This is a genomic window from Streptomyces sp. 1222.5, assembly GCF_900105245.1.
GTDB classification, from domain to species: domain Bacteria; phylum Actinomycetota; class Actinomycetes; order Streptomycetales; family Streptomycetaceae; genus Streptomyces; species Streptomyces albidocamelliae.
Window position 1 is genome coordinate 2,558,222 of record NZ_FNSZ01000001.1, and the last position, 22,277, is coordinate 2,580,498.

Consider the following 22,277-nt stretch of genomic DNA (forward strand, 5'->3'; position numbering starts at 1 on the left):
CTCCCAACTAGGCTCCACTTGGTCGATCGAAGCTCGATGATGGCACGACGCCGAAGGCCGGGATGACCGGCGGCGCATCCCGATGCCATCACGTGATCAGGCTGTGACCGGTCGTTCGACCAACGTCAGGGCCAGCCGCGGCAGTTCCCCGCGGTCCGCCGAGGCCCCGCTCAGCCAGTGCACGCGGGGGTCCCGCCGGAACCAGGAATCCTGCCGGCGCGCGAAGCGCTTGGTGGCACGGACGGTCTCGGCCCGCGCTTCCGCTTCGGTGCACTCCCCCGCGAGCGCCGCGAGCACCTGCTGGTAACCGAGCGCACGCGACGCCGTACGCCCCTCGCGGAGCCCCTGCGCCTCCAGGGCGCGCACCTCGTCCACGAGGCCCTCGTCCCACATCCGGTCCACCCTGCGCGCGATACGGTCGTCCAGTTCCGGACGAGCCACGTCGACGCCGATCTGGACGGTGTCGTAGACGGAGTCGTGCCCCGGCAGGTTCGCGGTGAACGGCTGACCGGTGATCTCGATCACCTCGAGCGCCCGGACGATACGGCGGCCGTTGCTCGGCAGGATCGCGCGGGCGGCCTCGGGGTCGGCGGCGGCCAGGCGGGCGTGCAGCGCACCGGGGCCGCGCAGCGCGAGCTCCTCCTCCAGCCGGGCCCGGACCTCGGGGTCGGTGCCCGGGAACTCGAGGTTGTCGACCGCCCCGCGGACGTACAGGCCGGAGCCGCCGACGAGGATCGGCCAGCGGCCCTCGGCGAGCAGAGCGTCGATCCGCGCGCGGGCCAGTTTCTGGTACTCGGCGACCGAGGCGGTGACCGTCACGTCCCAGATGTCCAGCAGGTGGTGCGGGACGCCGCCGCGTTCCTCGGGCGTCAGCTTGGCGGTGCCGATGTCCATCCCCCGGTACAGCTGCATCGAGTCGGCGTTGACGACCTCGCCGTCGAGCTGCTGGGCCAGAAAGACGCCGAGATCGGACTTTCCGGCCGCGGTGGGACCTACGACGGCGATGACGCGCGGGGCGACGGATGCACTGCTCACCGCACCAGTCTCGCAAACCTCCGGACGGGCTCTCGAACGAGTTACGTGACGGCGTGTGAACCGGGTCGTTGCCCGTGGCGAGGTGCCGCCTGCCCGGACTCCCGGAGGCGGTGACCCGGGCGGCGCAACCCTACGCACCGGGTGACGCGGGAATTCGCCCGCACGAGTACCGTATGGAGTGGATATGGGCGTGTTTGCACGACTCCTCGGCAGGTCGAAGGCGACGCAGGAGCCGTCGGCCGCCGAGGCCCCGGCCGGTTGCGAGCCGGACGAGGCCGAGGCGGCAGCGGAGTCGGCGGAGGCGAAGGGAGCCGAACCGGCGGAGGCGCGGGGCTCGGCCGAGGAGGAGCGTGAGGGCATGCCGGCACGGATCGAGGCCGGTACGGAGGACGACGCTTCCCAAAGCACCGGCATCCCCAAGCAGCAGTCCGCCGAGGAGGCCGCCGACAACGAGGCCGGCGACGGCGCCCGCAGGTGACTGTCCCGTGAGGGAAGGTCCGTGAGGGAAGGTGGACCATGAGTCTGATGGACAACGTGAAGGCCAAGCTCGCGCCGGCCAAGGACAAGGTGTCGGATCTCGCGCGACAGCACGGGGGCAAGGTCCAGCACGGAATCGACAAGGCCGCGAAGGCCGTCGACGAGCGGACCAAGGGCAAGTACAGCGAGAAGATCCACGCGGGCACGGGCAAGGCGAAGGAGGCGATGGACCGCCTCGCGCACAAGGACGGCACGCACACGACGGCGACCCCCACCGACCCGGTGACTCCCACCCGGCCGGAAGGCCCGCCGCCGACCTCCTGATCCTGACGGTTCAGGCCCGCTCGCCGGTCTCCGTCGGTACGACAGGGTGATCGTCCCGACGGAACGGTGACCGCCCCGGCAACACGGTGATCGTCCCGGCGGGCACGCCGACGGCGGGAACCGGCCGAGAGGACGACTGGCGGACGGCCGCGGAGCCGAACGGCTCCCGGCCGTCCGGCATGTCCGCTAGGACCAGGTGGCGACCAGGTATCCCACGCCGTACGGCGCGTCCTCGTACAGCAGGTTCCCGCCGAGGTCCGCGCCCTCGGCGGCTCCCGCGAGGACCTGCCAGGGGGCGCGGCCGGCGGCCTTCAGCTCCTGTGCCAGCTCGGCGTCCAGCGCCCGGACCCCGGCCACGTCCGCCGCACCCAGCACCCGCGCGACCTCGGCGTCGAAGGGCGCCGCCCGCTCGTCGAGGTAACCCGGTGCCTTGACGGAGCGGCAGGCGCTGGCGTCTCCCATCACCAGCAGCGCCACCCGTCCGGCCCGGGCGCCGATCTCCCGCCCCACGTCGACGCACCGCTCGGGCGCGAGCGGTTCGCCGATGCCGAGCCCCTCGATCGGGGCGTCCGCCCAGCCGGTCCGTTCCAGCAGCCAGGCGCCGACGGCCAGCGACGGCGGCAGCTCACGCTCGGCGACGGTCTCCGGCGCGGCGCCCAGCCGGACGTCCAGGTCGACCCCGAACCCGCGGAAGGAGCCCGGGGTGCCCTGCGGGAACGGACCGCGCCCGCTGTGCTCGGCGGGACCGAGGACCACCAGCAGATCCGGGCGGGCGGCGGCGAGCACGCCGAGCGCGTCCGCGCACGCGGCGCGCGCCGCGTCCAGTTCGGGCGCGGCGCCGGCGGCGACCTCGGGCACGAGCAGCGGCGGACAGGGGCAGACTGCGGCGGCGACAAGCATGATCGGCAGCGTACGCCGTCAGCGACCGATCACCCCGGAGTGGTACTCGGGTCCGATCGGCCCCGAGTACCACTCCGGCTCGGTGAACAGGTCGCGTGCCGGGGCCGGTCCAGGCGCACGGAATCCGCGCTCCCCGCGTCCCGACTGCCGGCGAGTGCCCGGCTGTGTCCGGTCAGTCGCAGCCGCAGCCGCTGCCCGTGGCGACCGGCAGCGGCGCCGGCACACCGATCTTCGGCAGACCGAGCATGACGCCGGCCGGCTTGGCGGCCTCGGCGGCGTTGCGCTTCTCCCAGGCATCCCCCGCGCGCGTGCGGCGCACGTCGAGGACGGCGCCCTCGGCGAGGAGATGGTGCGGGGCGGCGTACGTCACCTCGACGGTGACCACGTCACCGGGGCGCACCTCCTGCTCCGGCTTGGTGAAGTGGACCAGGCGGTTGTCGGCGGCGCGGCCGGAGAGACGGTGGGTGGCGCCGTCCTTGCGGCCCTCGCCCTCGGCGACCATCAGCTCCAGGGTGCGGCCGACCTGCTTCTTGTTCTCCTCCCAGGAGATCTCCTCCTGAAGGGCGACGAGACGCTCGTAGCGCGCCTGGACGACCTCCTTGGGGATCTGGTCCTCCATCGTCGCGGCCGGGGTGCCGGGGCGCTTGGAGTACTGGAAGGTGAAGGCCTGGGCGAACCGCGCCTCGCGCACCACGTGCAGCGTCTGCTCGAAGTCCTCCTCGGTCTCGCCGGGGAAGCCCACGATGATGTCGGTGGTGATCGCGGCGTGCGGGATGGCCGCCCGCACCTTCTCGATGATCCCGAGGTAGCGCTCCTGCCGGTAGGAGCGGCGCATCGCCTTCAGGACGGTGTCCGAGCCGGACTGCAGCGGCATGTGCAGCTGCGGCATCACGTTCGGCGTCTCGGCCATGGCGGCGATGACGTCGTCCGTGAAGTCGCGCGGGTGCGGGGAGGTGAACCTGACCCGCTCCAGCCCCTCGATCCGTCCGCACGCGCGCAGCAGCTTGCTGAAGGCCTCGCGGTCGCCTATGTCCGAGCCGTAGGCGTTGACGTTCTGACCGAGCAGCGTGATCTCGGACACGCCCTCGGCGACCAGAGCCTCCACCTCGGCGAGGATGTCGCCGGGGCGGCGGTCCTTCTCCTTGCCGCGCAGCGCGGGGACGATGCAGAAGGTGCAGGTGTTGTTGCAGCCGACGGAGATCGAGACCCAGGCCGCGTAGGCGCTCTCCCGCCGGGTCGGCAGGGTGGACGGGAACGCCTCCAGCGACTCGGCGATCTCGACCTGCGCCTCCTCCTGGACGCGGGCGCGCTCCAGCAGCACGGGCAGCTTGCCGATGTTGTGGGTGCCGAAGACGACGTCCACCCAGGGCGCCCGGCTCACGATGGTGTCCCGGTCCTTCTGCGCGAGGCAGCCGCCGACCGCGATCTGCATACCGGGCCGCGAGGCCTTCCTCGGCGCGAGCCGGCCGAGGTTGCCGTAGAGCCGGTTGTCGGCGTTCTCCCGTACGGCGCAGGTGTTGAAGACGACGACGTCCGCGTCCCCGTCCGAGCCCTCGGGCGCGCGCACGTATCCGGCCTCCTCCAGCAGTCCGGACAACCGCTCGGAGTCGTGGACGTTCATCTGGCACCCGTAGGTGCGGATCTCGTACGTCTTGGATGATCGAACGTCCACTGCCGGGCTCCGGTCGCTGCTGCTGGTCATGCCTCAAGAGTAGGCGGTTCCCCGGAGCCCCTTTTCCCGCTTCCCGGAGGGGACGGCCCCGCTTCCGGGGCGACCGGCTACTCGTCCGGCACACGCAGGATCGCCAGGGTGATGTTGTCGGGGCCGCCCTCCGCGATGGCGGCCTTCCACAGCTCGAAGGCCGCCCGGCTGTCGTCGTGCTCGCGCATCACCTCGTCGATCGCCTCCGGCGGCAGCGGATCGGTCAGACCGTCGGTGCAGATGAGGTAGCGGGCGCCGGGCGTCAGAGGCTCGGTCGTGACGTGGGGGCGGACGGCCCGGTACGTGCGGGTGCCGCCCAGGCACTGGGTCACGATGGAGGTGGTGCGCCTTCCGGGTTCGAGCGGGGGGCTGTCGTCGACGCTCACCTGACGGAGCCCGTCCCCCGAGGCCGCGAGGACCCGGCTGTCGCCGACGTTGAACACCAGCAGCGAGTCGGGGAGTACGACGGCGCCGGCGACCGTCGTCCCCATGGCGGCGAACTCACCTCCCGCGTCGCCGCCGGCGGCCTCGTACACGGCACGGTTGCAGGCGTTGAGCGCGTCACGGACGGCGTCCTCGTCGCTCAGGGCCGGCCCGTTCATCGCGATCCGGCGCACGACCAGCGCGCTCGCCACATCGCCGCCGGGATGCCCGCCGAGCCCGTCGGCGACGGCGACGACCAGGGGTGTGCCGGTCGGGAAGACGAGGGTCTGCGGGCTCTCGGTCACCGTGGCGCACAGCGTCCACGGCCCGACCACGAGGCTGTCCTCGTTGCGTTCGCGGAGCAGCCCCGGATGACTCAGCGCACTCACCGCCACGTACCGCATGGAACGCCACCGCCTTCCGCGCGGGAGGCACCGCCGACCCAGTGGCCCTCTCCGGATCCGGATCGACCGCGAACCCCGGCCGAGCCGCCGCCACTGGTCCTTCCTTCAAGGGTAGGCCGCCCCGTGGATGCGCATCCGGTCGTCCTTCCGGCAGCACCCCCGTGCGCGCGTCGGTGCCGGAAACCCGGTGGAGGGTCCGGCCCGGCGGTGTCTAAGGTCGCGGGATGAGTACTCGTACCTTCCGCGTCACCGTACGCGGTGTCTTCGACGGTCTCACCGAGGCACAGCGGGCCTCGCTGCTGGTCGACGCCGCCCGACACGACGTCCTGAAAGCCGCGTTCACCGCCGAGGGACACCTCACCTACGACATCGCCGCCCGGCCGGCCTTCACCTTCCGCTTCTCCGACACGGGGGAGGAAGAGGAGGACATCCTGGAGGCGACCGAGCGGGCCGAGGAGGCGGTGAGGACCTGGCTGACCGACCGCGGCTACGGCTTCAAGAACCTGCGGTCCACCGCCGAGGACCTCTCCCAGGCGCCTCTGAGCAAGCGGCAGCGTCGAGCGGCCCGTTCACTCGACTCATAAACTTGCGCACTCAAGGAGGCAGCAATGAACGGAGGAACCGGCGGCCATGAGCGATGCCCTGGACGCCGCGCTGCGGCTGGTACGGGCGCAGGCGACGCTCGTACGACGGTTCGATGCCCGACTGAGCGGCCTGCACGGGGTCAGCCTCGCCGACTTCACCCTGCTGCTACGGCTGGGTGAGGCGCCCGGCGGCCGGATGCGCCGGGTCGATCTGGCCGAGGCGCTGGGGCTGACGGCTTCCGGGGTCACACGGGGACTGGCTCCCCTGGAGAGGATCGGACTGGTGACCCGCGAACCGGACGCCCGGGACGCGCGGGTCGCCTACGCCACGCTGACCACGGCGGGCCGGCAACGGCTCCGGGAGATGGTGGCCACGGCCGAGGAGACCGCCGGGGAGTTGTTCGCCGGCCCGGCGTGGGGCGGGGACGACCTCGCTCTGCTGTCGGGCCTGCTGACCCGACTCGGCGGAACAGGGCTTGCCGGGCGCTGAGTTCGGACCGCCTATCCGGGCGGCCTTCCGGTCGTCGGCACTGGAGACGGGAGCGGGTCGCCGCTTCCCGCAGACGGCGACCCGTTCACGGTTTCCGGTCAGCACTGACGTGAACTCGCCGTGTGGCACGTCACGTTGCGATGTGGCCGGTTTGTGAGAGGCCGGTGAGGGCGGCCATGGCATGCTCATGGCCCATCACCGAGTTACCGACTGGTTCTACCTGCGAGTAGGCCGTTCCTCGGTGCATGTCGAGTACCTCTCCGCCACCCCCCACCTCCTTCAGGAACAACCTTGCGCAGACGCATGAGGCACAGGCGTGTCCTGCTGCCCGCCTTCGCCGTGACCACCCTCTTCCTCGCCTCCGCCTGCTCCTCGCCGGCACCGCACGCCGGGCAGTCGGCGGCGGCCGAGCACGGCCAGCGGATCAAGACCGACACCGTCCCCGCCGACGACCACTCGGACCACTCGCTCACCGTCGCCGCCGCTCCCACCGCCACCGCGACCGCCACGGCCGGTCCGGGCACCGCCGGCCGGCAGGCGCACAGGACCACGCTCAAGGTCAGCTCGTACGACAGCCGCACCAGGCGCGCCGTCATCTCCGACAAGGCCAAGGGGAAGGGGAGTTCACCGAGCGCGACACCCACCCCCTCCGCCGGCTCGACCGCCCCTCCCCGCACGGCCGCCGTCGGCGACGTCATCGCCAGCGCGCCCGCGCCGGGCGCGCCGCACGGGCTGCTCGCCAAGGTCACCAAGGTGATCGGCGAGACCGGTCACGGCACGGAGGTGCAGACGGAACCGGCCGCGCTGAACGCGCTGCTCGGCGACGACACCGCGAAGGGCGACGTGCCGGTCGACCCGTCCGCGTTCACCGTCGACAAGCTGCTGCCCGATGTGAAGGTGTCCTGGTCCAAGGCCGGTGACGTGCACGTCGGCCCCAAGGGCGCGAAGGTGCCGCTCGGCAGCCTGCGGCTCGACGTGAGCGCCGAGATCCCCACGGCCAAGGACGCACCGGTCTCCGCCACCGCCTCCATGCACGGCTTCGTCCAGGTCGCACCGCAGGTCGACTTCGCCTACGGCGGCGCCGGGACCGACACCGCACCCGGGTCGGCGTACCTGGGTGTGTCCGGTGACTGGACCTCCGGCTGGGCGGTCAAGGGCCGGGCCGCCGCGGCCACCGGAACACCGCTGCGCATCCCGTTCGCCAAGCTGCACGCCGACCCCGTCCTCCAGGTGGGTCCCGTCCCGGTCGTCGTCAACCTGGACCTCACCTGCTACGCGCAGATCAGCGGCGACGGGCATGTCACCGTCGACGTCGAGCAGAGTCTCAAGGGCGACTTCAAGGCGGGCGGCACCTTCGGCCCGGCCAGGGGATGGACGCCGGTCAGCTCCTCGGACATGACGAGCACCCCGGTACGCGCGTCGCTCAGCTCGGCCGGAAGCGTGAAGACGGCGCTCGGCGCCGAGGCCTCCGTCGGTCTCTACGGCACCGTCGGCGTCACCGCGGACCTCGCCCCCTATCTGCGCGGCGAAGCCGCCGGGACGGTCACCGCCGCCTCCGACGGCAGCCGGCCGACGGCCGAGGGCACCTGGGCCGCGTACGGCGGCGTCGACCTGTCCGGCACCCTGCGCCTGCAGCTGTCCATCTTCGGCACGCCGGTCATCCAGCGGAGCATCCCGCTGGGCGCCCTGCACCGCGAGTGGAAGCTGGCGGGCGGCTCGCTGGGGGCGTAGCGGTCACTCCGGCACCGTGAGCCGGGTTCTCGCGCCCGAGTCGCCTCCGGCACGCGAGCCCGGTTCCGGCACCGTGCGCGGCGCGTGAACGTAGCCGGACGGCTCAGCCCGGTATCCAGCCCTGGCCGCGCAGCACGGCCGACACGTCCGGCGCCCGGTAGTGCTCCCCCTTGAGGACCTTGCCGTCGGCCCGGCGGGCGACCTGCCCGTCCGGGCCGAGCTTGCTCATGTTGGCGCGGTGGATCTCGGCGATCACCTCGTCGAGGTCGATGCCGTGGACCAGAGCCGTGCCGTACGCCACGTAGACCACGTCCGCCAGCTCGTGCGCGAGCCGGTCCAGTGGGCCCTCGACGGCGACCTCGGCGACCTCCGCGGCCTCCTCGGCGAGCAGTTCCCCGCGGTGGGCGGCCAGTTCGGGGGACACCTCCGCGGGCGTGCTGCGGGTGTCGAGGCCGAAGGCGCGGTGGAACTCACGGACGAGGCCGGCGGGCGAAGTGGTCATACGCCGACTCTAAGGGCGGCCACTGACAGAGCCCTCGGGCCGTCCCGGCAGGGCCTTCCGGACCCGGAGTGACCTCGACCCTGGCCAGCCTCGCGCGTCGCCTGGCAGGATCGCCGCATGTCCAAGGTGTTCCCCCGTATCAGCAGGCGCCGGGCGCTGCAGAGCGCGACCGTCGGTGCCGTGGCCCTCGGGCTGCTGCTGTGGTGGCTGCTGCCCCTGGGCGAGAAGCCGCCGAGCGGGACGATCGTCTTCAGCACCGGGACGTCCCGGGGTGTCTACCAGGAGTACGGCGAGCGGCTGCGCAACGAGATGGCCGAGGACATGCCGGACCTGGAGGTGAAGCTCCTCAAGAGCGCCGGTTCCCAGGAGAACGTCCAGCGGGTGGCCACCGGGAAGGCGGACTTCACCATCGCGGCGGCCGACGCCGTGGAGACGTACGAGCTGCGGCACGGCGAGGGCGCCGGGCGGCTGCGCGGTGTCGCCAGGCTCTACGACGACTACGTGCAGCTCGTCGTGCGCCGCGGCTCCGCCATCAAGAGCGTCGCCGACCTGCGCCACAAGCGAGTGGCGACCGGGCAGCCCGACTCCGGCGTCCGGTTGATCGCCGACCGCGTGCTGCGGGCATCGGGAATCGACCCGCGCAAGGACATCACGCCGGTCGCCGACGGCATCGACATCGGGCCGGGCCGGCTTCAGCAGGGGAAGATCGACGCCTTCTTCTGGTCGGGCGGCCTGCCCACCAAGGGGCTGGTCGCGCTGGCGAAGAAGTCGGCGTTCACCTTCGTGCCGATCGACGACGAGCTGATCACGAGGCTGCACGACGAGGGCCAGGAGGCCCGCTACTACCGGGCGGCCAACATCCCCGAATCCGCCTACCCCGCCGTGCAGCAGGGTCTTCAGGTACCGACGATCGCGGTGTCCAACGTGCTGATCACCCGCGCGGACGTCGATCCGCGGCTGACCGAGTGGGTGACCCGTACGGTGATCGACAGCCGTGACGGCATCGGCGCCCACGTCCACTCGGCACAGCTGGTCGACCTGCGTACCGCGATCTACACCGACCCGCTGCCCCTCCAGGAGGGCGCCCGGCGCTACTACCGGTCGATGAAGCCTTAGCCGGCGTTCCGCCGCGGGTGTCCGCCTCCGGCCATCACCCACCGCGCGCCGGCGGGCACGGCCCGGCCTCTCGCAGCCGGTTCCCCGACCGGCCATCGCCCCACCGGACCGGCCTCGAACCGGACAGGCCCAGGAACCTGACAGGCCCTCGGACCGGTCAGACCCGCTGCCCGCTGTCCGCGTTCCGCGGTACCGAGACCGTCACCCGCAGCCCGCGCGGCTCGTGGTGGCTGTAGTCGATCGAGCCGCCGCCCGCCGCGAGCAGGGCGCGCGTGATCGACAGGCCGAGGCCCGAGCCCTTGACGTTCTGGTGCCGGCCGCTGCGCCAGAAGCGGTCGCCCACACGCTCGAGTTCCTCGCCGGTGAGTCCGGGGCCGGTGTCGGTGACGACGACCGTGGAGGTGTCGCCGTCCGCGGAGACGCTGACCTCGACGGTGCCTCCTTCGGGTGTGAACTTCACGGCGTTGTCGATCACCGCGTCCAGCGCGCTGGACAGGGCGATCGGGTCGGCCCAGGCGGTGAGGGGCGGGCGGTCGCCGGTGAGCCGGACGTCCTTGGCGTCGGCGGCCGGTGACCAGGCGGCCACCCGCTCCTCGGCCAGGGCTCCGATGTCGGTCAGCCGGAGGTCCGCCTCGGCGTGCTCGGCCAGCGCCAGGTCGAGCAGGTCGTCCAGGACCTGCGCGAGGCGCTTGCCCTCGGTGCGGACCGAGGCGATCTCCTCGTTGCCCTCGGGGAGCTCCAGGGCGAGCAGTTCGATGCGCAGCAGCAGCGCCGAGAGCGGGTTGCGCAGTTGGTGCGAGGCGTCGGCGACGAAGGCGCGCTGCTGCTCCAGCACGTCCTCGACGTTGTCCGCCATCTCGTTGAACGAGCGGGCCAGCCGTCTGAGTTCCGGCGGGCCACCGCCCACCGCCACGCGGGACTTCAGGCGTCCGGTGGCGATGTCGTGGGTGGTGGCGTCCAGGATCCGTACGGGGCGCAGTACCCAGCCGGTCAGGCGCAGCGCGGCGCCGACGGCGAGCAGCATGGCCGCGATCTCGCCGGCTCCGATGAACAGCCAGCCGCGCAGGATCTGCGACCGCATCTGCCCGGTGGGCGAGTCGGTGACCACCACCGCGACGACGTCCCCGTCCCGGATCACGGGGGAGGCGACGACCAGCCGGCTGCGCTGCCAGGGCCACACCTGCCTCGGGTCGTGGCTGCGGCGGCTGAGCAGCGCCTCGTCGAACGCCTCGCGCACCTCCCCCGCGGGCGGTACGAACCAGTCGCCGGGTGCGTTGGCCATCGCCGAACCGTTGCGGTAGAAGACACCCGCGCGTATGCCGTAGACGCCGTAGTAGCTCTCCATCTCACTGCGCAGGGTCTCCCACCGCCCGTCGGTGGTGGTGCGGCGGGAGCCGCTGGGCCCGTCGCTGACGAACTGGGCGAGCGCGGCGAAGCGTGCCGTGTCGTCGATCCGGTCCACGACGACCCGCTGCTGCTGGCCGGCGGCCCAGCTGACGGCCAGCGGGACGCCGAGGGCGAGCAGGACGGCCGCCAGCAGGACGATGAGCAGCGGGAGGAGCCGTGTACGCACCCGTCCTCGCTAGGCGGCCGGAGCGACGAGCCGGTAGCCGACGCCGCGCACGGTCTCGATCAGCGCGGGCATGCGCAGCTTGGCGCGCAGGGAGGCGACGTGCACCTCCAGGGTGCGACCGGTGCCCTCCCAACTGGTGCGCCAGACCTCGCTGATGATCTGCTCCCGCCGGAAGACCACTCCGGGCCGCTGGGCGAGCAGCGCGAGGAGGTCGAACTCCTTGCGGGTCAGCTGGACGACCGAACCGCCCACGCTCACCTGGCGGGTGGGCAGTTCGATGCGTACGGAACCGAGGAGCAGCGCGTTCTCGGCCGCCGCGGCCACGTCCTCGTGGACGGTGCGCCGGCTGACGGCGTGGATACGGGCGAGCAGCTCGCCGGTGTCGTAGGGCTTCACGACGTAGTCGTCGGCGCCCAGGTTGAGCCCGTGGATGCGGGAGCGCACGTCGGACCGCGCGGTCACCATGATCACCGGGGTGCTGGTGCGCTTGCGGATCTTGCCGCAGACCTCGTAGCCGTCCTGGTCGGGCAGGCCGAGGTCGAGCAGGACCACGCCGAAACCCGCGCCCTCGGGGACGAGCGCCTGAAGGGCCTCCTCGCCACTGCGCGCGTGCGTGACGTCGAAGCCGTGCCGCGCGAGGACGGCGGACAGCGCCGCGGCGACGTGGTTGTCGTCCTCGACGAGGAGCAGTCTCACTCCGTCCCCCTCCGGTTCAGCGGTCGTACGGTCTCGGTTCTCTTGCGCCGTGTACTCGACGCACGCGCGCGTGCACCATGGCAGTGACGCCGATTGGTAAGGACGGCGTCAAGAGCGTTCGGGTTGCCCGCCGCTTCCGTTATCCGGCCGATACGCACACAGGTCACAAGTGCTACGACATGTGTCCGCTTGCTATCGGATCGTGATGCTCAGATCTCCCTCAGATGTGATGACGCAGGTCACAGCCGCTCACTACTGTCCTCGGAAACCGAGGAGGACGGAGCCCGAGAGCGATGACCAATGTATCGGTGGCCAAGGAGGACGCGGCCGCATCCGACGAACTGGTCGTCCTGAAGAGCGTCAACAAGCACTTCGGCGCGTTGCACGTGCTCCAGGACATCGACCTGACGATCGCCCGCGGCGAGGTCGTCGTGGTCATCGGGCCCTCCGGGTCCGGAAAGTCGACCCTGTGCCGCACCATCAACCGTCTGGAGACGATCGATTCGGGCGCCATCACGATCGACGGCAAGCCGCTGCCGCACGAGGGCCGCGAACTGGCCCGGCTGCGGGCGGACGTCGGGATGGTCTTCCAGTCCTTCAACCTTTTCGCGCACAAGACCGTGCTCGAGAACGTGATGCTGGGCCAGCTCAAGGTCCGCAAGACGGACAAGAAGCAGGCCGAGGAGAAGGCGCGGGCCCTGCTCGACCGGGTCGGCGTGGGCACCCAGGCCGACAAGTACCCCGCCCAGCTGTCCGGCGGCCAGCAGCAGCGTGTGGCCATCGCCCGGGCACTGGCCATGGGCCCGAAGGTCATGCTCTTCGACGAGCCGACCTCGGCCCTCGACCCCGAGATGATCAACGAGGTCCTCGAGGTCATGCAGCAGCTCGCCCGTGAGGGGATGACCATGGTCGTCGTCACCCACGAGATGGGCTTCGCACGATCGGCTGCAAATCGTGTCGTCTTCATGGCGGACGGCCGGATCGTCGAACAGGCTGCGCCCGACCAGTTCTTCAGCAACCCGCGCAGCGACCGGGCCAAGGACTTCCTGTCCAAGATCCTGCACCACTGACGGCACGCCCCGGTCGCGTCCTACGCGCCACAGGGACCTCGTTCCTCACCACTCAAAGGATGTTCACCATGAAGCTCCGCAAGGTCACCGCCGCCTCGGCCGTCCTGCTCTCCCTGTCCGTGGCAGCCACCGCGTGCGGCGGCGACAAGAAGGACGACAACAGCTCCTCCGGCGGCGGCAAGAAGATCACCATCGGCATCAAGTTCGACCAGCCGGGCATCGGCCAGAAGACCCCGCAGGGCTACGCGGGCTTCGACGTCGACGTGGCGACCTACGTCGCCAAGAAGCTCGGTTACGGCGCGGACCAGATCGAGTGGAAGGAGTCGAAGAGCGCCGACCGCGAGACGATGCTGAAGCGCGGGGACGTCGACTTCATCGCCGCTTCCTACTCGATCACCCCGGAGCGCGAGAAGCTCGTCGACTTCGCCGGCCCCTACCTGCTGGCCCACCAGGACGTGCTGGTCCGCGCGGACGACAAGTCCATCAAGTCGCCGAAGGACCTCAACAACAAGAAGCTGTGCTCGGTCACCGGCTCCACCTCGGCGCAGAACGTGCACGACAAGCTGGCTCCCAAGGCTCAGCTGCAGGAGTACCCGACCTACTCCGCCTGCCTGACCGGTCTCCAGAACAAGGCCATCGACGCCCTGACCACGGACGACTCGATCCTCGCCGGTTACGCCTCGCAGTCGCAGTTCAAGGGCAAGTTCCAGCTCGGCGGCTTCAAGATGACCAACGAAAACTACGGCATCGGCGTCAAGAAGGGCAGCGACCTCAAGGCCAAGATCAACAAGGCCCTGGAGTCGATGGTCTCCGACGGTTCGTGGAAGGCGGCCGTGGCGAAGAACTTCGGCCCGGCCAACTACAAGAACGAGCTGGCCCCGAAGATCGGCGACGTCAAGAGCTGAGGCAATGCCCCCGGCGCGCCGCCGCTCCTGACGGAGGCGGCGCGCCCGGGCATCCCTACACGCGGAAGCGCGGGAGATCGTGTTCGACTTTCTTGAAGGTTACGACGTACTGGGCGCCTTCTGGACAACAGTGCAGCTGGCGCTGCTGTCCGCCGTGGGCTCCCTGGTCTGGGGCACCCTGCTGGCCGCCATGCGGGTCGGCCCGGTGCCGCTGATGCGTGGTTTCGGCACCGCATACGTGAACATCGTGCGGAACATCCCGCTCACGGTGATCATCCTGTTCGCCTCGCTCGGCCTCAACCAGACGCTGAACATCAGCCTCGGTGCTGACGACGTCGTCGCGGTCAACTTCCGGCTGGCCGTGCTGGGCCTGATCCTCTACACGTCGGCCTTCGTGTGCGAGGCGATTCGATCCGGCATCAACACGGTGCCGGTCGGTCAGGCCGAGGCGGCCCGGGCCATCGGCCTGAGCTTCACCCAGGTGTTGTTCGTGGTCGTACTCCCGCAGGCCTTCCGCGCGGCCATCGGCCCTCTGACCAACGTACTGATCGCGTTGACGAAGAACACCACTGTGGCCGCGGCGATCGGCGTGGCGGAGGCGGCGTACCTGATGAAGGAGATGCTGGACAAGGAGGCGCTGCTGCTGCAGATCTCCGCGGTCATCGCCTTCGGGTTCATCTGCCTCACCCTGCCGACCGGCCTGATCTTCGGCTGGGTGGGCAAGAAGGTGGCGGTGAAGCGATGAGTTCGGTCCTGTACGACGCCCAGGGTCCCCGCGCCAAGCGGCGCAACATCCTCTACACGGTGTCCTTCGCCGTCGCGGCCGCGGCCGTCGTCTGGTGGGTGTATACGGCCCTCGACGAGAAGTCCCAGCTCGACTGGGTGCTGTGGAAACCGTTCTTCAGCTCCGAGGCGTACACGACGTACATCTGGCCCGGCCTCCAGAACACCCTGAAGGCCGCCGCCCTGGCAATGATCATCGCCTTGCCGTTGGGTGCCGTCCTCGGCATCGCAAGGCTCTCGGACCATGTGTGGGTGCGGGTCCCGGCCACGGTCGTGGTCGAGTTCTTCCGCGCGATCCCGGTACTGGTCCTGATGATCTTCGGTAACGAGCTGTACAGCCAGTACACGAACGTCAGTTCCGACGACCGCCCGCTGTACGCGGTCGTCACCGGCCTGGTGCTGTACAACGCGTCGGTGCTCGCCGAGATCGTCCGCGCGGGCATCCTCGCCCTGCCGAAGGGCCAGTCCGAGGCTGCCATGGCGATCGGCCTGCGCAAGAACCAGGTGATGCGGCTCATCCTGCTGCCGCAGGCGGTCACCGCGATGCTCCCGGCGATCGTCAGCCAGCTGGTGGTCATCGTGAAGGACACCGCGCTCGGCGGCGCCGTCCTCACCTTCCCGGAGCTGCTCGCCTCGGCGAACACGATGAGCGGCTTCTACGGCGCCAACACCATCGCCTCCTTCACGGTCGTCGCCGTCATCTTCGTGGTCATCAACTTCTCGCTGACCTCCTTCGCGAGCTGGCTGGAGCGCCGGCTGCGGCGACGCAAGAAGTCGAGCGGTGCGGTGCTCGGAGCCCAGGACGTGGCCGACATCGCGGGCACGGCCTCGACCGGAACCGCGGCCTGACACCCGTTCAGACCCGAATGCACCACCCGGAGGCAGTGGCATGATCGCCACTGCCTCCGTTCGCTTGACGCAAACTCTGCCAATGGGTTGCATACGTTCTGTGATCGTGCACCCCGCTCCACCTTCCTGTTCACTTGTGACCGTCAGGGCATCGTCACGGGCAGGGGGCGCCGCGTCATGGACCCGGTGATCATCGTCGGAGCGGGGCCCGTCGGGCTCACGCTCGCCCTCGCGCTGGCGCGTCAGGAGGTGCCGACCGTCGTCCTGGACGAGGGGCCCGGCAAGGACGAACCCCGTCCGGCGCGCACCGTCGTACTGCGCGAGGACACGGCCGCCCTGCTGGAGCGGCTGACCGGGGTGCCGCTCGGGGAGCACGGCGTGCGCTGGACCGGATGGCGGTCCCTGCGGCGCAAGCAGGTGGTGACCGAGGTGGAGTTCGGCGAGGACGACCCCGCCGCCCCGCTGCACATCGCCCAGCACGTCCTCACCCAGGCCCTGCGTGCCGCCGCCACCGAGGAACCGCTGGTCGAGGTGGCGGTAGACAGCCGTCTGGACGCCATCGAGCAGGAACGCTCCGGCGTCAGCGCGCACACCCGCGGTGCCCACGGCACCTGGTGGCGCGGCAGCTACCTGGTCGGCTGCGACGGCACCCGTTCGACCGTGCGCAAACTTCAGGACATCCGCTTCCCGGGCCGTACGGCGGTGGAACGACACGCCGTCGCCACGCTACGTGCGGAACTTCCCTGGGAGGGTCGGGCGTTGTTCCATCGGACACCGCCGTGGCGGCAGTCCGGGCCCTCGGCCGCGGAGGTGACCGCCCGCCCCCTCCCGGACGGCGCCTGGCGCCTTGACTGGCTGCTGCCGCCGGGCAAGGACCTGGTGACGCCCGAGACCCTGGTGGCCCTGGTCCGCGAGACCCTCGCGGGCTGGTCCGGCGGTTCCACCCCGGTGTACGAGCTGCTGGACACCGGGGTCCACACCGTGCACCACCGGCTGGCCCGCCGGTGGAGGGTCGGCCGGGTCTTCCTCGCCGGGGACGCGGCGCATCTGCTGGGCGCGTTCGGCACCCAGGGGCTCGACGAGGGCCTGCGCGACGCCGACAACCTGGCCTGGAAGCTGGCCGTCGCCTGGCACCGCGGCCCGCGCGAGGCCTTGCTGGACAGCTACCAGGCCGAGCGACGCGCGGCGGTGGCCGCCCGGTTGCGCGCAGCCGACCAGACGCTCCCGATACTGCGCGGCGGAGGCGGGCTGCGTCACATCGTGCCGGGGGCAGCCCGGGGCCATGACGTCCTGCTCGCCGACGGTCATTTGGGGCGCGGGCCGCTGGGTGCGCCGGGGGCGTACGCCGACTCTCCGCTCGCCCCCCGCCACCTGGAGGCGGACATCGCCGTCGACACCCCGGCCGGCGCGCCGGTCACGGACGTACGAGTCACCGCGGAGGACGGCTCCTTCGTCCAACTGCGCGACCGGCTCGGCCGGGGCGCGCTGCTCGTCGCCCTGATCGCACCCGGGACGGGCGTGTGGGAGCGCAAGCACTGGGTCTCCGCCGGTGTCATGCCGCGGCTCGCGGCGGCCGTGACCGCACTGCCGCACCCGGCGGAGCTGCTGGTGGCGGAGAGCTACCCGGGTGCGCCGGCGCACAGCGTGCTGCTCGTACGCCCCGACGGCCACCTGGTCACCGCGCTGAGCGGGGTCCGGCCGGCCGACCTGTACGCGGCGGCCGAGGCCGCGGTGGGCGGCGAGGTGAAGGAACCGGCGGAGGCCCCCTCCGGCGCGCGCTGACCGTGAGCGCTGTCACCCTCTGTCCACATGGTGACGGTGAGTTGACCGGGCTACGGCGGCGTGCTGTACTCCGGATCGTGACCGACACCTGTGTGCGCCTGTGGCGGAGGGTCCATATGGACCTCGTCCGCTACGCGGGCTGCGTGTGTCGTCCGTCCTGCTGAATTCGCATCTTCTTCTTCCGGGCGCCGTCGCGCGCCTGTCCCGCGAACCTTCCTCAGGACGGTGTACGTGTCTGTCTCCTCTCCTTCCGCGTCCGCTGCCGTCGGCGCCGCGCCCAGCCAGGCGGACCTCCTCGACTTCGTACGGCGCACGGCGGCCGACGCCGAGCTGATCGCCTCCCTCCCGCTCGATCCCGAGGGCCGCACCTGGGTACGGCTGGAGGGGCCCGGTGGCAGTGAGGCCTGGCTGATCGGCTGGCCGCCCGGCACCGGCACCGGGTGGCACGACCACGCCGACTCGATCGGCGCCTTCCTCACCGCGTCGGGTGAGCTCAAGGAGTACTCGCTCGCCGCCCGGCTGCCCACCGACGGCTGGAAGACCCTGGAACTCGACGAGGACGTCGACCGCGAACGCCGGCTGTCCGCCGGGAACGGCCGTACCTTCGGCCACCACCACGTGCACGAGGTGCTCAACGAGTCCACGGACCGGCACGCCGTCTCGGTGCACGCCTACTACCCGCCGCTGCCGCGCATCCGCCGCTACAGCCGCACCGGCCAGGTACTGCGCCTGGAGCAGGTCGAACGCCCGGAGGACTGGCAGTGAGCGACGCCACGAACGCACGACCGACGGGCACGGCCGGAGCGGCAGCGGGTACGGGCGGTCAACAGCCGGTCGGCATCGACGCATTGCTGGATCGTGTCCGCGCCGGATACCAGCGCATCGAGGCGCGAGAGGCGCACGAGGAGGCGCGCACCGGTGAGGCGCTGCTGGTCGACATCCGTTACGCGGCACTGCGTGACCGGGACGGGCTGATCCCCGGCGCGCTCGTCGTCGAACGCAACGAACTGGAGTGGCGTCTCGATCCGCAGGGCAGCCACCGCGTGCCCGAGGCCACCGGGCACGAACTGCGCGTCGTCGTGATCTGCAACGAGGGATACGCCTCCAGCCTCGCCGTGGACTCCCTCCGGCAGTTGGGCCTGCACCGGGCCACGGACCTGGTGGGCGGCTTCCAGGCGTGGCGGTCGGCGGGCCTGCCGGTGGAGCCGGCATCCCGCTGAAGGCGGCCCCAGGCATACGGAACCCCCGTGCGCGGCACGGGGGTTCCTCACTTCTCCGACCTCGGGCCTACTCCTGCGCGGTGGCCACCGTGACCGCCCGTACCCGCAGCGCCGCCCGGCCCGGCACCGCGCTTGCCACGAGGGCCAGGAGGCCGGCGATCCCGACGACGGTGACGTAGAGCAGGGGCGTGACCGAGGGGGCGGCACGGCCTGTCATGCCGAGACTGAACGCGGTGAGCACCGCCAGTGCGATTCCGCTGCCGAGCGAGGTGGCGAGGAACAGGACGGACAGCACCTCGGTGCGCAGCATGCGCAGCACCTGACGCCGGGTGGCTCCGGCGAGGCGCAGCAGGGCGAACTCGCGGACACGTTCCGCGACGGACATCGCGAGTGTGTTGACGACGGCGATGGCGGTGAAGGCGAGGACGAGCCCCATGGCCAGGTAGTTGACCTCGGCGTTCGCCTGCTGCCGTTCGGCCTGGAGACCGTCGGCGGCGGCCGGAGAAAGAATTTCCAAGCCCGGGAACTCACGCAGCGTAGTCGCGAGTTCTCTCTGTGTACGGGTCGTGGCGACGAGGGCGGAGGAGGCGAGCGGGTTGTCGACGTGGCGGGCCACGAGGTCGTGGGCGAAGGTGAGATCGCCGAAGCCGAGACCGCGGGCGTAGACGGCGGCGACGGTGAGCGTGGCGGGCGTGCCGTCGCCGAGGGTGAGTTTCAGGGTGCTGCCGGGCTTCAGGTGGTGCTGATCGGCGGCCAGTTCGCTGACGGCGAGGGTGCCGGGGGCAAGTCGGCCGAGGGAGCCGGCGGTGACGTCGGGGTCCCAGGTGCGGGTCAGGCCGGCCGGGGTGACGCCTTGTGCGGAGTACTTGTCGAGGCCGATGCGGACGGTCGTGCGGACCACCTCGGTGACGGTGTCGTGCCGCGCGCGCAGTCGTTGTGCGGCCTCGCCGGGGACGCCGGGGCCCTGTGCGGCGACGACCCAGTCGGCTCGCACGCCTTCGCGGGCCTGGGTGCGGGCGGCGTCGCCGAGCGTGGACTGGACGAACAGGACGGTGCAGGTCATGCCGATGAGCAGGGTGAGGGGGGTGACGACGGAGGCCATACGGACGGCGTTGCCACGCAGGTTGGCGGTGGCGAGGCGGCCGCTGTGCCCGGTGAGCCGGAGCGGGCCGGCGAGCAGCAGGGCGGCGGCCCGGACCAGGAGGGGACCGAGGAGGGCGACGGAGGTGGACAGGACGACGACGGCGAGGAAGGTCACGGGCGTCGAGGCGGGTTCGGTGCGCAGGGAGGTGAGGAGGACGACGAGGACGACTCCGCCGGTGAGGAGCAGCAGCCCGGCGGCGATGCGGCCCCAGGCGGGGCGGGTGCGTTCGGCCCTGGCCTCGGCGAGGGCCTCGGCGGGGCGGATTCTGGCGACCCTGCGGGAGGCGATCCGGGCCGCGGCCCAGGCGCCGAGCAGGGTGGCGGCGAGGGCGGCGAACGGCGGGAAGACGCTGACGGTGTGTTCGAGGGTGGCGGGTACGGCTCCGAGGGCGACGAACCGGGAGTGCAGCCAGGCGCCCAGCGGCAGCCCGAGCAGCGCGCCGGTGGTGCCCGCCGCCGCGCCGACGATCAGCGCCTCCCGGCCGAGGAGCCTGCGGATCTGTCCGGGAGTGGCGGCGATGGCGCGGAGCAGGGCGAGTTCGCGCCGGCGCTGCTGGACGGTGAGTGCGAAGGTGCCGACCACCACGAGCACGGCCACGAGCAGTGAGGTGCCGCCCATGGCGCCGCCCATGCTGACCAGACGGGTGCGGGCGGCTGCCGCGTCCAGGAACTCGACGGGGCCGCGGGCATCTCCGGTGCTGACCCTGGCGGTGGTGCCGTGCAGCGTCTTCTCCACGGCCTGCCGAACGCGCTCCGGGTCCGCGCCCTTGTCCGGCAGCACACCGAACGCGCTGACCCGGCCCGGGTGTGCGGCCAGCCGACGGGCCTCGGTGGCGGTGAAGAAGAGGGACGTCTGGTGGCGTACGGCGGTGGCCGGGGTGGCGATACCGGTGATCCGGTAGCTGCGCGGGGCCCGTGTGGACTGCACGGTGAGACGGTCACCGGGGCGCAGACGGGCCCGGGCGGCGAGGTCGTTGTCGACGACCAGGTCACCGGCGGTCCGGGGCGCGCTGCCCGTCGTCAGCCGGTACGGCGTGAGCGCGGCGGATTCCCAGGCGTGCCCGTACGCGGTACGGCCGTCAGTGCCGGCCGGGGTCAACGGCTGTGCGAGGAAGGTGAGTTCGGGGACGACATGGGCCACGCCCGGGGTGTGCGCAAGTCTGCCGCCCAGTCGCTCGGGGATCCAGGCCCGCTCGGCGATGGGCTTCGCCTTGTGTTTGACCTTGGTCTTGCCGTGCTTGTGTTTGACGGTGGTCCGGTGGACGTACTGGTCGCCGGAGACGACGACGGGAGCCGCGGCGTAGCGCTCGGTGCGGATGGTGCCGCGCAGCCCGGTGTCGAGGAGGGTGCCGCAGGCGGTGATGAGGGCTGCGGCGCACATCAGGGCGAGGAAGGCGCCGAGGAATCCCGCCTTGCGGGCACGGACGGTCTTGAGGGCATAGCGCAGCATCATCGGGCGGGCTCTCTTCTGTTCTGTTGTGCGCATCGGTTGTGTCGTACGCGGTCGGCCTCGGCGGTGCGTGCCGTGGTCGGGGCGTGCGTACAGACTCGCTCGTGCGGTGGTGCGAGAGCACTGCGGTGGCCCGGCGTCTCGGGAGGGGGGTAACCCCACCATCCTCCGTCGGGGCCGGTGATGCCGGCTGACGCGGACGCGAAGGGGTGAGGGGGTGCCCGCGCGTTCAGCGCTGGGGGGCGTCGGCCGGCCGGCTCCGGCGGACGCCCGGCGCCGTCAGAAGTCCCCGTCCCCGAGGAAGTCCGTGTCCTCGCCCTCTTCCTCCAGGGCCTGGCGGACGACGCGGAGGGCCATGCCTTCGGGGTAGCCCTTGCGGGCGAGCATGCCGGCGAGGCGGCGGAGCCGCTTGTCGCGGTCGAGGCCGCGGGTGGCGCTCAGTTTGCGGGCGACCAGTTCCCGGGCGGTCGACTCCTCCTGCTCGGAGTCGAGTTGGGAGACGGCCTCGTCGATGAGTGCCGAGTCGACGCCCTTGGTGCGCAGTTCCCGGGCGAGTGCGCGCCGTGCGAGCCCCCGCCCGTGGTGCCGGGACTCCACCCAGGCGTCCGCGAACGCGCCGTCGTCGATCAGCCCGACCTCTTCGAACCGCGACAGCACCTCGTCGGCCACCTCGTCGGGGATCTCCCGCTTGCGCAGGGCGTCCGCGAGCTGCTTGCGGGTGCGCGGGGTCCCGGTGAGCAGGCGCAGGCAGATCGCCCGTGCCCGCTCAGCCGGGTCCCCTGAAGACTCCCCCCGCTCGGCCCTCGACGAGGAAGGGGCGCCTTCGTCCTCACCGGGCGCGTCCCCGAAGCCGCGTCGGCGCCGGCCGCGTGCCCGGCCGCCCCGCGTTCCGGCGGTGCGGCGGCCGGGCGCGCCGCCCCCGTGCGGCTCGTCGCCCGCGCCGGCCCGGTACCCGCTGCCATCGTCCTCATGGCTGTCCTGGCCGCGGTATCCGTCGTACGGGTGACCGTCGTCGTCCCCCGTCGGGGCGGAGTCCGGGCGGCCCCCGGTGCCCCTCCCCCGTGGGGCACCGGGGGTGGCGTACTCGTACTCGGCCCAGTCGGTTCGTCGTGTCACGG

The 22,277-nt window shown here is 71.6% G+C and carries 23 protein-coding genes; 14 read left to right on the forward strand and 9 right to left on the reverse strand.

What is annotated here, in order from left to right; translation table 11 throughout:
• Positions 1-96: 96 nt before the first annotated feature.
• Positions 97-1,035, reverse strand: a complete 939-nt coding sequence (gene miaA, locus BLW57_RS11385; protein ID WP_093474149.1) for a tRNA (adenosine(37)-N6)-dimethylallyltransferase MiaA — start codon at positions 1,033-1,035, stop codon at positions 97-99.
• A gap of 184 nt (positions 1,036-1,219) precedes the next feature.
• On the opposite strand from miaA, the gene BLW57_RS11390 reads away from it, so the two are divergent.
• Both BLW57_RS11390 and BLW57_RS11395 read left to right on the forward strand, forming a co-directional pair.
• Positions 1,220-1,513 (forward strand): hypothetical protein, encoded by a 294-nt coding sequence (locus BLW57_RS11390; RefSeq protein ID WP_093474150.1) that lies wholly within the window; start codon positions 1,220-1,222, stop codon positions 1,511-1,513.
• A gap of 38 nt (positions 1,514-1,551) precedes the next feature.
• On the forward strand, positions 1,552-1,836 hold the full coding sequence (locus BLW57_RS11395) for an antitoxin (protein WP_093474152.1): 285 nt from the start codon (positions 1,552-1,554) through the stop codon (positions 1,834-1,836).
• Between the two features lie 186 nt (positions 1,837-2,022).
• Here the strand turns inward: BLW57_RS11395 and BLW57_RS11400 are convergent, their stop codons facing one another.
• The 3 genes from BLW57_RS11400 to BLW57_RS11410 all read right to left on the reverse strand — a co-directional run bounded on the left by BLW57_RS11400 (position 2,023) and on the right by BLW57_RS11410 (position 5,265).
• Entirely contained in the window at positions 2,023-2,736 is a 714-nt protein-coding gene (locus tag BLW57_RS11400) for a class III extradiol dioxygenase subunit B-like domain-containing protein (protein WP_093474154.1), read from the reverse strand.
• A gap of 172 nt (positions 2,737-2,908) precedes the next feature.
• Positions 2,909-4,438 (reverse strand): tRNA (N6-isopentenyl adenosine(37)-C2)-methylthiotransferase MiaB, encoded by a 1,530-nt coding sequence (miaB, locus tag BLW57_RS11405; RefSeq protein ID WP_093474156.1) that lies wholly within the window; start codon positions 4,436-4,438, stop codon positions 2,909-2,911.
• Positions 4,439-4,515: 77 nt separating this feature from the next.
• A complete protein-coding gene (locus tag BLW57_RS11410; protein ID WP_093474157.1) occupies positions 4,516-5,265 on the reverse strand; it encodes a PP2C family protein-serine/threonine phosphatase in 750 nt (249 codons plus the stop codon).
• A gap of 224 nt (positions 5,266-5,489) precedes the next feature.
• Between BLW57_RS11410 and BLW57_RS11415 the strand changes: the two genes are divergently transcribed.
• The 3 genes from BLW57_RS11415 to BLW57_RS11425 all read left to right on the forward strand — a co-directional run bounded on the left by BLW57_RS11415 (position 5,490) and on the right by BLW57_RS11425 (position 8,070).
• The gene (locus BLW57_RS11415; protein WP_093474159.1) at positions 5,490-5,849 is read left to right on the forward strand and encodes a DUF6204 family protein; all 360 of its coding nucleotides are present in this window, start codon (positions 5,490-5,492) and stop codon (positions 5,847-5,849) included.
• Between the two features lie 46 nt (positions 5,850-5,895).
• Entirely contained in the window at positions 5,896-6,339 is a 444-nt protein-coding gene (locus BLW57_RS11420) for a MarR family winged helix-turn-helix transcriptional regulator (protein ID WP_093474160.1), read from the forward strand.
• 303 nt (positions 6,340-6,642) lie between these two features.
• Positions 6,643-8,070, forward strand: a complete 1,428-nt coding sequence (locus tag BLW57_RS11425; protein ID WP_256339465.1) for a hypothetical protein — start codon at positions 6,643-6,645, stop codon at positions 8,068-8,070.
• 103 nt (positions 8,071-8,173) lie between these two features.
• On the opposite strand, the gene BLW57_RS11430 is transcribed toward BLW57_RS11425, so the two are convergent.
• Complete coding sequence (locus BLW57_RS11430; RefSeq protein WP_093474162.1) at positions 8,174-8,572, reverse strand: pyrophosphohydrolase domain-containing protein; 399 nt, start codon at positions 8,570-8,572, stop codon at positions 8,174-8,176.
• A gap of 117 nt (positions 8,573-8,689) precedes the next feature.
• Between BLW57_RS11430 and BLW57_RS11435 the strand changes: the two genes are divergently transcribed.
• Entirely contained in the window at positions 8,690-9,688 is a 999-nt protein-coding gene (locus BLW57_RS11435; RefSeq protein ID WP_093474163.1) for a TAXI family TRAP transporter solute-binding subunit, read from the forward strand.
• Between the two features lie 157 nt (positions 9,689-9,845).
• On the opposite strand, the gene BLW57_RS11440 is transcribed toward BLW57_RS11435, so the two are convergent.
• Both BLW57_RS11440 and BLW57_RS11445 read right to left on the reverse strand, forming a co-directional pair.
• Positions 9,846-11,261: a sensor histidine kinase gene (locus BLW57_RS11440; protein ID WP_093474165.1), complete on the reverse strand. Its 1,416-nt coding sequence runs from the start codon at positions 11,259-11,261 to the stop codon at positions 9,846-9,848.
• Positions 11,262-11,270: 9 nt separating this feature from the next.
• Positions 11,271-11,957: a response regulator transcription factor gene (locus BLW57_RS11445; protein ID WP_093474166.1), complete on the reverse strand. Its 687-nt coding sequence runs from the start codon at positions 11,955-11,957 to the stop codon at positions 11,271-11,273.
• A 293-nt stretch (positions 11,958-12,250) separates the two neighbouring features.
• Between BLW57_RS11445 and BLW57_RS11450 the strand changes: the two genes are divergently transcribed.
• The 8 genes from BLW57_RS11450 (at position 12,251) to BLW57_RS11480 (ending at position 18,566) form a co-directional block, all read left to right on the forward strand.
• Complete coding sequence (locus BLW57_RS11450) at positions 12,251-13,027, forward strand: amino acid ABC transporter ATP-binding protein (protein ID WP_073897771.1); 777 nt, start codon at positions 12,251-12,253, stop codon at positions 13,025-13,027.
• 68 nt (positions 13,028-13,095) lie between these two features.
• Entirely contained in the window at positions 13,096-13,932 is an 837-nt protein-coding gene (locus BLW57_RS11455; protein ID WP_093474168.1) for a glutamate ABC transporter substrate-binding protein, read from the forward strand.
• A gap of 79 nt (positions 13,933-14,011) precedes the next feature.
• Positions 14,012-14,677, forward strand: a complete 666-nt coding sequence (locus tag BLW57_RS11460) for an amino acid ABC transporter permease (RefSeq protein WP_093474169.1) — start codon at positions 14,012-14,014, stop codon at positions 14,675-14,677.
• Positions 14,674-15,564 carry an amino acid ABC transporter permease gene (locus BLW57_RS11465; protein WP_093474171.1) on the forward strand — a complete coding sequence of 297 codons (891 nt, stop codon included), beginning with the start codon at positions 14,674-14,676 and terminating at the stop codon, positions 15,562-15,564. Before BLW57_RS11460 ends, BLW57_RS11465 begins: the two co-directional genes overlap by 4 nt.
• Positions 15,565-15,741: 177 nt before the next feature.
• Complete coding sequence (locus tag BLW57_RS11470; protein WP_093474172.1) at positions 15,742-17,346, forward strand: FAD-dependent monooxygenase; 1,605 nt, start codon at positions 15,742-15,744, stop codon at positions 17,344-17,346.
• Between the two features lie 116 nt (positions 17,347-17,462).
• Positions 17,463-17,510 (forward strand): hypothetical protein, encoded by a 48-nt coding sequence (locus BLW57_RS43085; RefSeq protein WP_309506048.1) that lies wholly within the window; start codon positions 17,463-17,465, stop codon positions 17,508-17,510.
• A gap of 67 nt (positions 17,511-17,577) precedes the next feature.
• Positions 17,578-18,111, forward strand: coding sequence for a cupin domain-containing protein (locus BLW57_RS11475; RefSeq protein WP_176985549.1), 534 nt, complete (start codon positions 17,578-17,580; stop codon positions 18,109-18,111).
• Positions 18,108-18,566 (forward strand): rhodanese-like domain-containing protein, encoded by a 459-nt coding sequence (locus BLW57_RS11480; protein ID WP_093474175.1) that lies wholly within the window; start codon positions 18,108-18,110, stop codon positions 18,564-18,566. Before BLW57_RS11475 ends, BLW57_RS11480 begins: the two co-directional genes overlap by 4 nt.
• A gap of 67 nt (positions 18,567-18,633) precedes the next feature.
• Here BLW57_RS11480 and BLW57_RS11485 read toward each other — a convergent pair whose 3' ends face one another.
• Positions 18,634-21,162 carry an ABC transporter permease gene (locus tag BLW57_RS11485; RefSeq protein WP_093474177.1) on the reverse strand — a complete coding sequence of 843 codons (2,529 nt, stop codon included), beginning with the start codon at positions 21,160-21,162 and terminating at the stop codon, positions 18,634-18,636.
• A 276-nt stretch (positions 21,163-21,438) separates the two neighbouring features.
• Positions 21,439-22,275 carry a recombination regulator RecX gene (gene recX, locus BLW57_RS11490; RefSeq protein WP_093474178.1) on the reverse strand — a complete coding sequence of 279 codons (837 nt, stop codon included), beginning with the start codon at positions 22,273-22,275 and terminating at the stop codon, positions 21,439-21,441.
• Positions 22,276-22,277 lie beyond the last annotated feature (2 nt).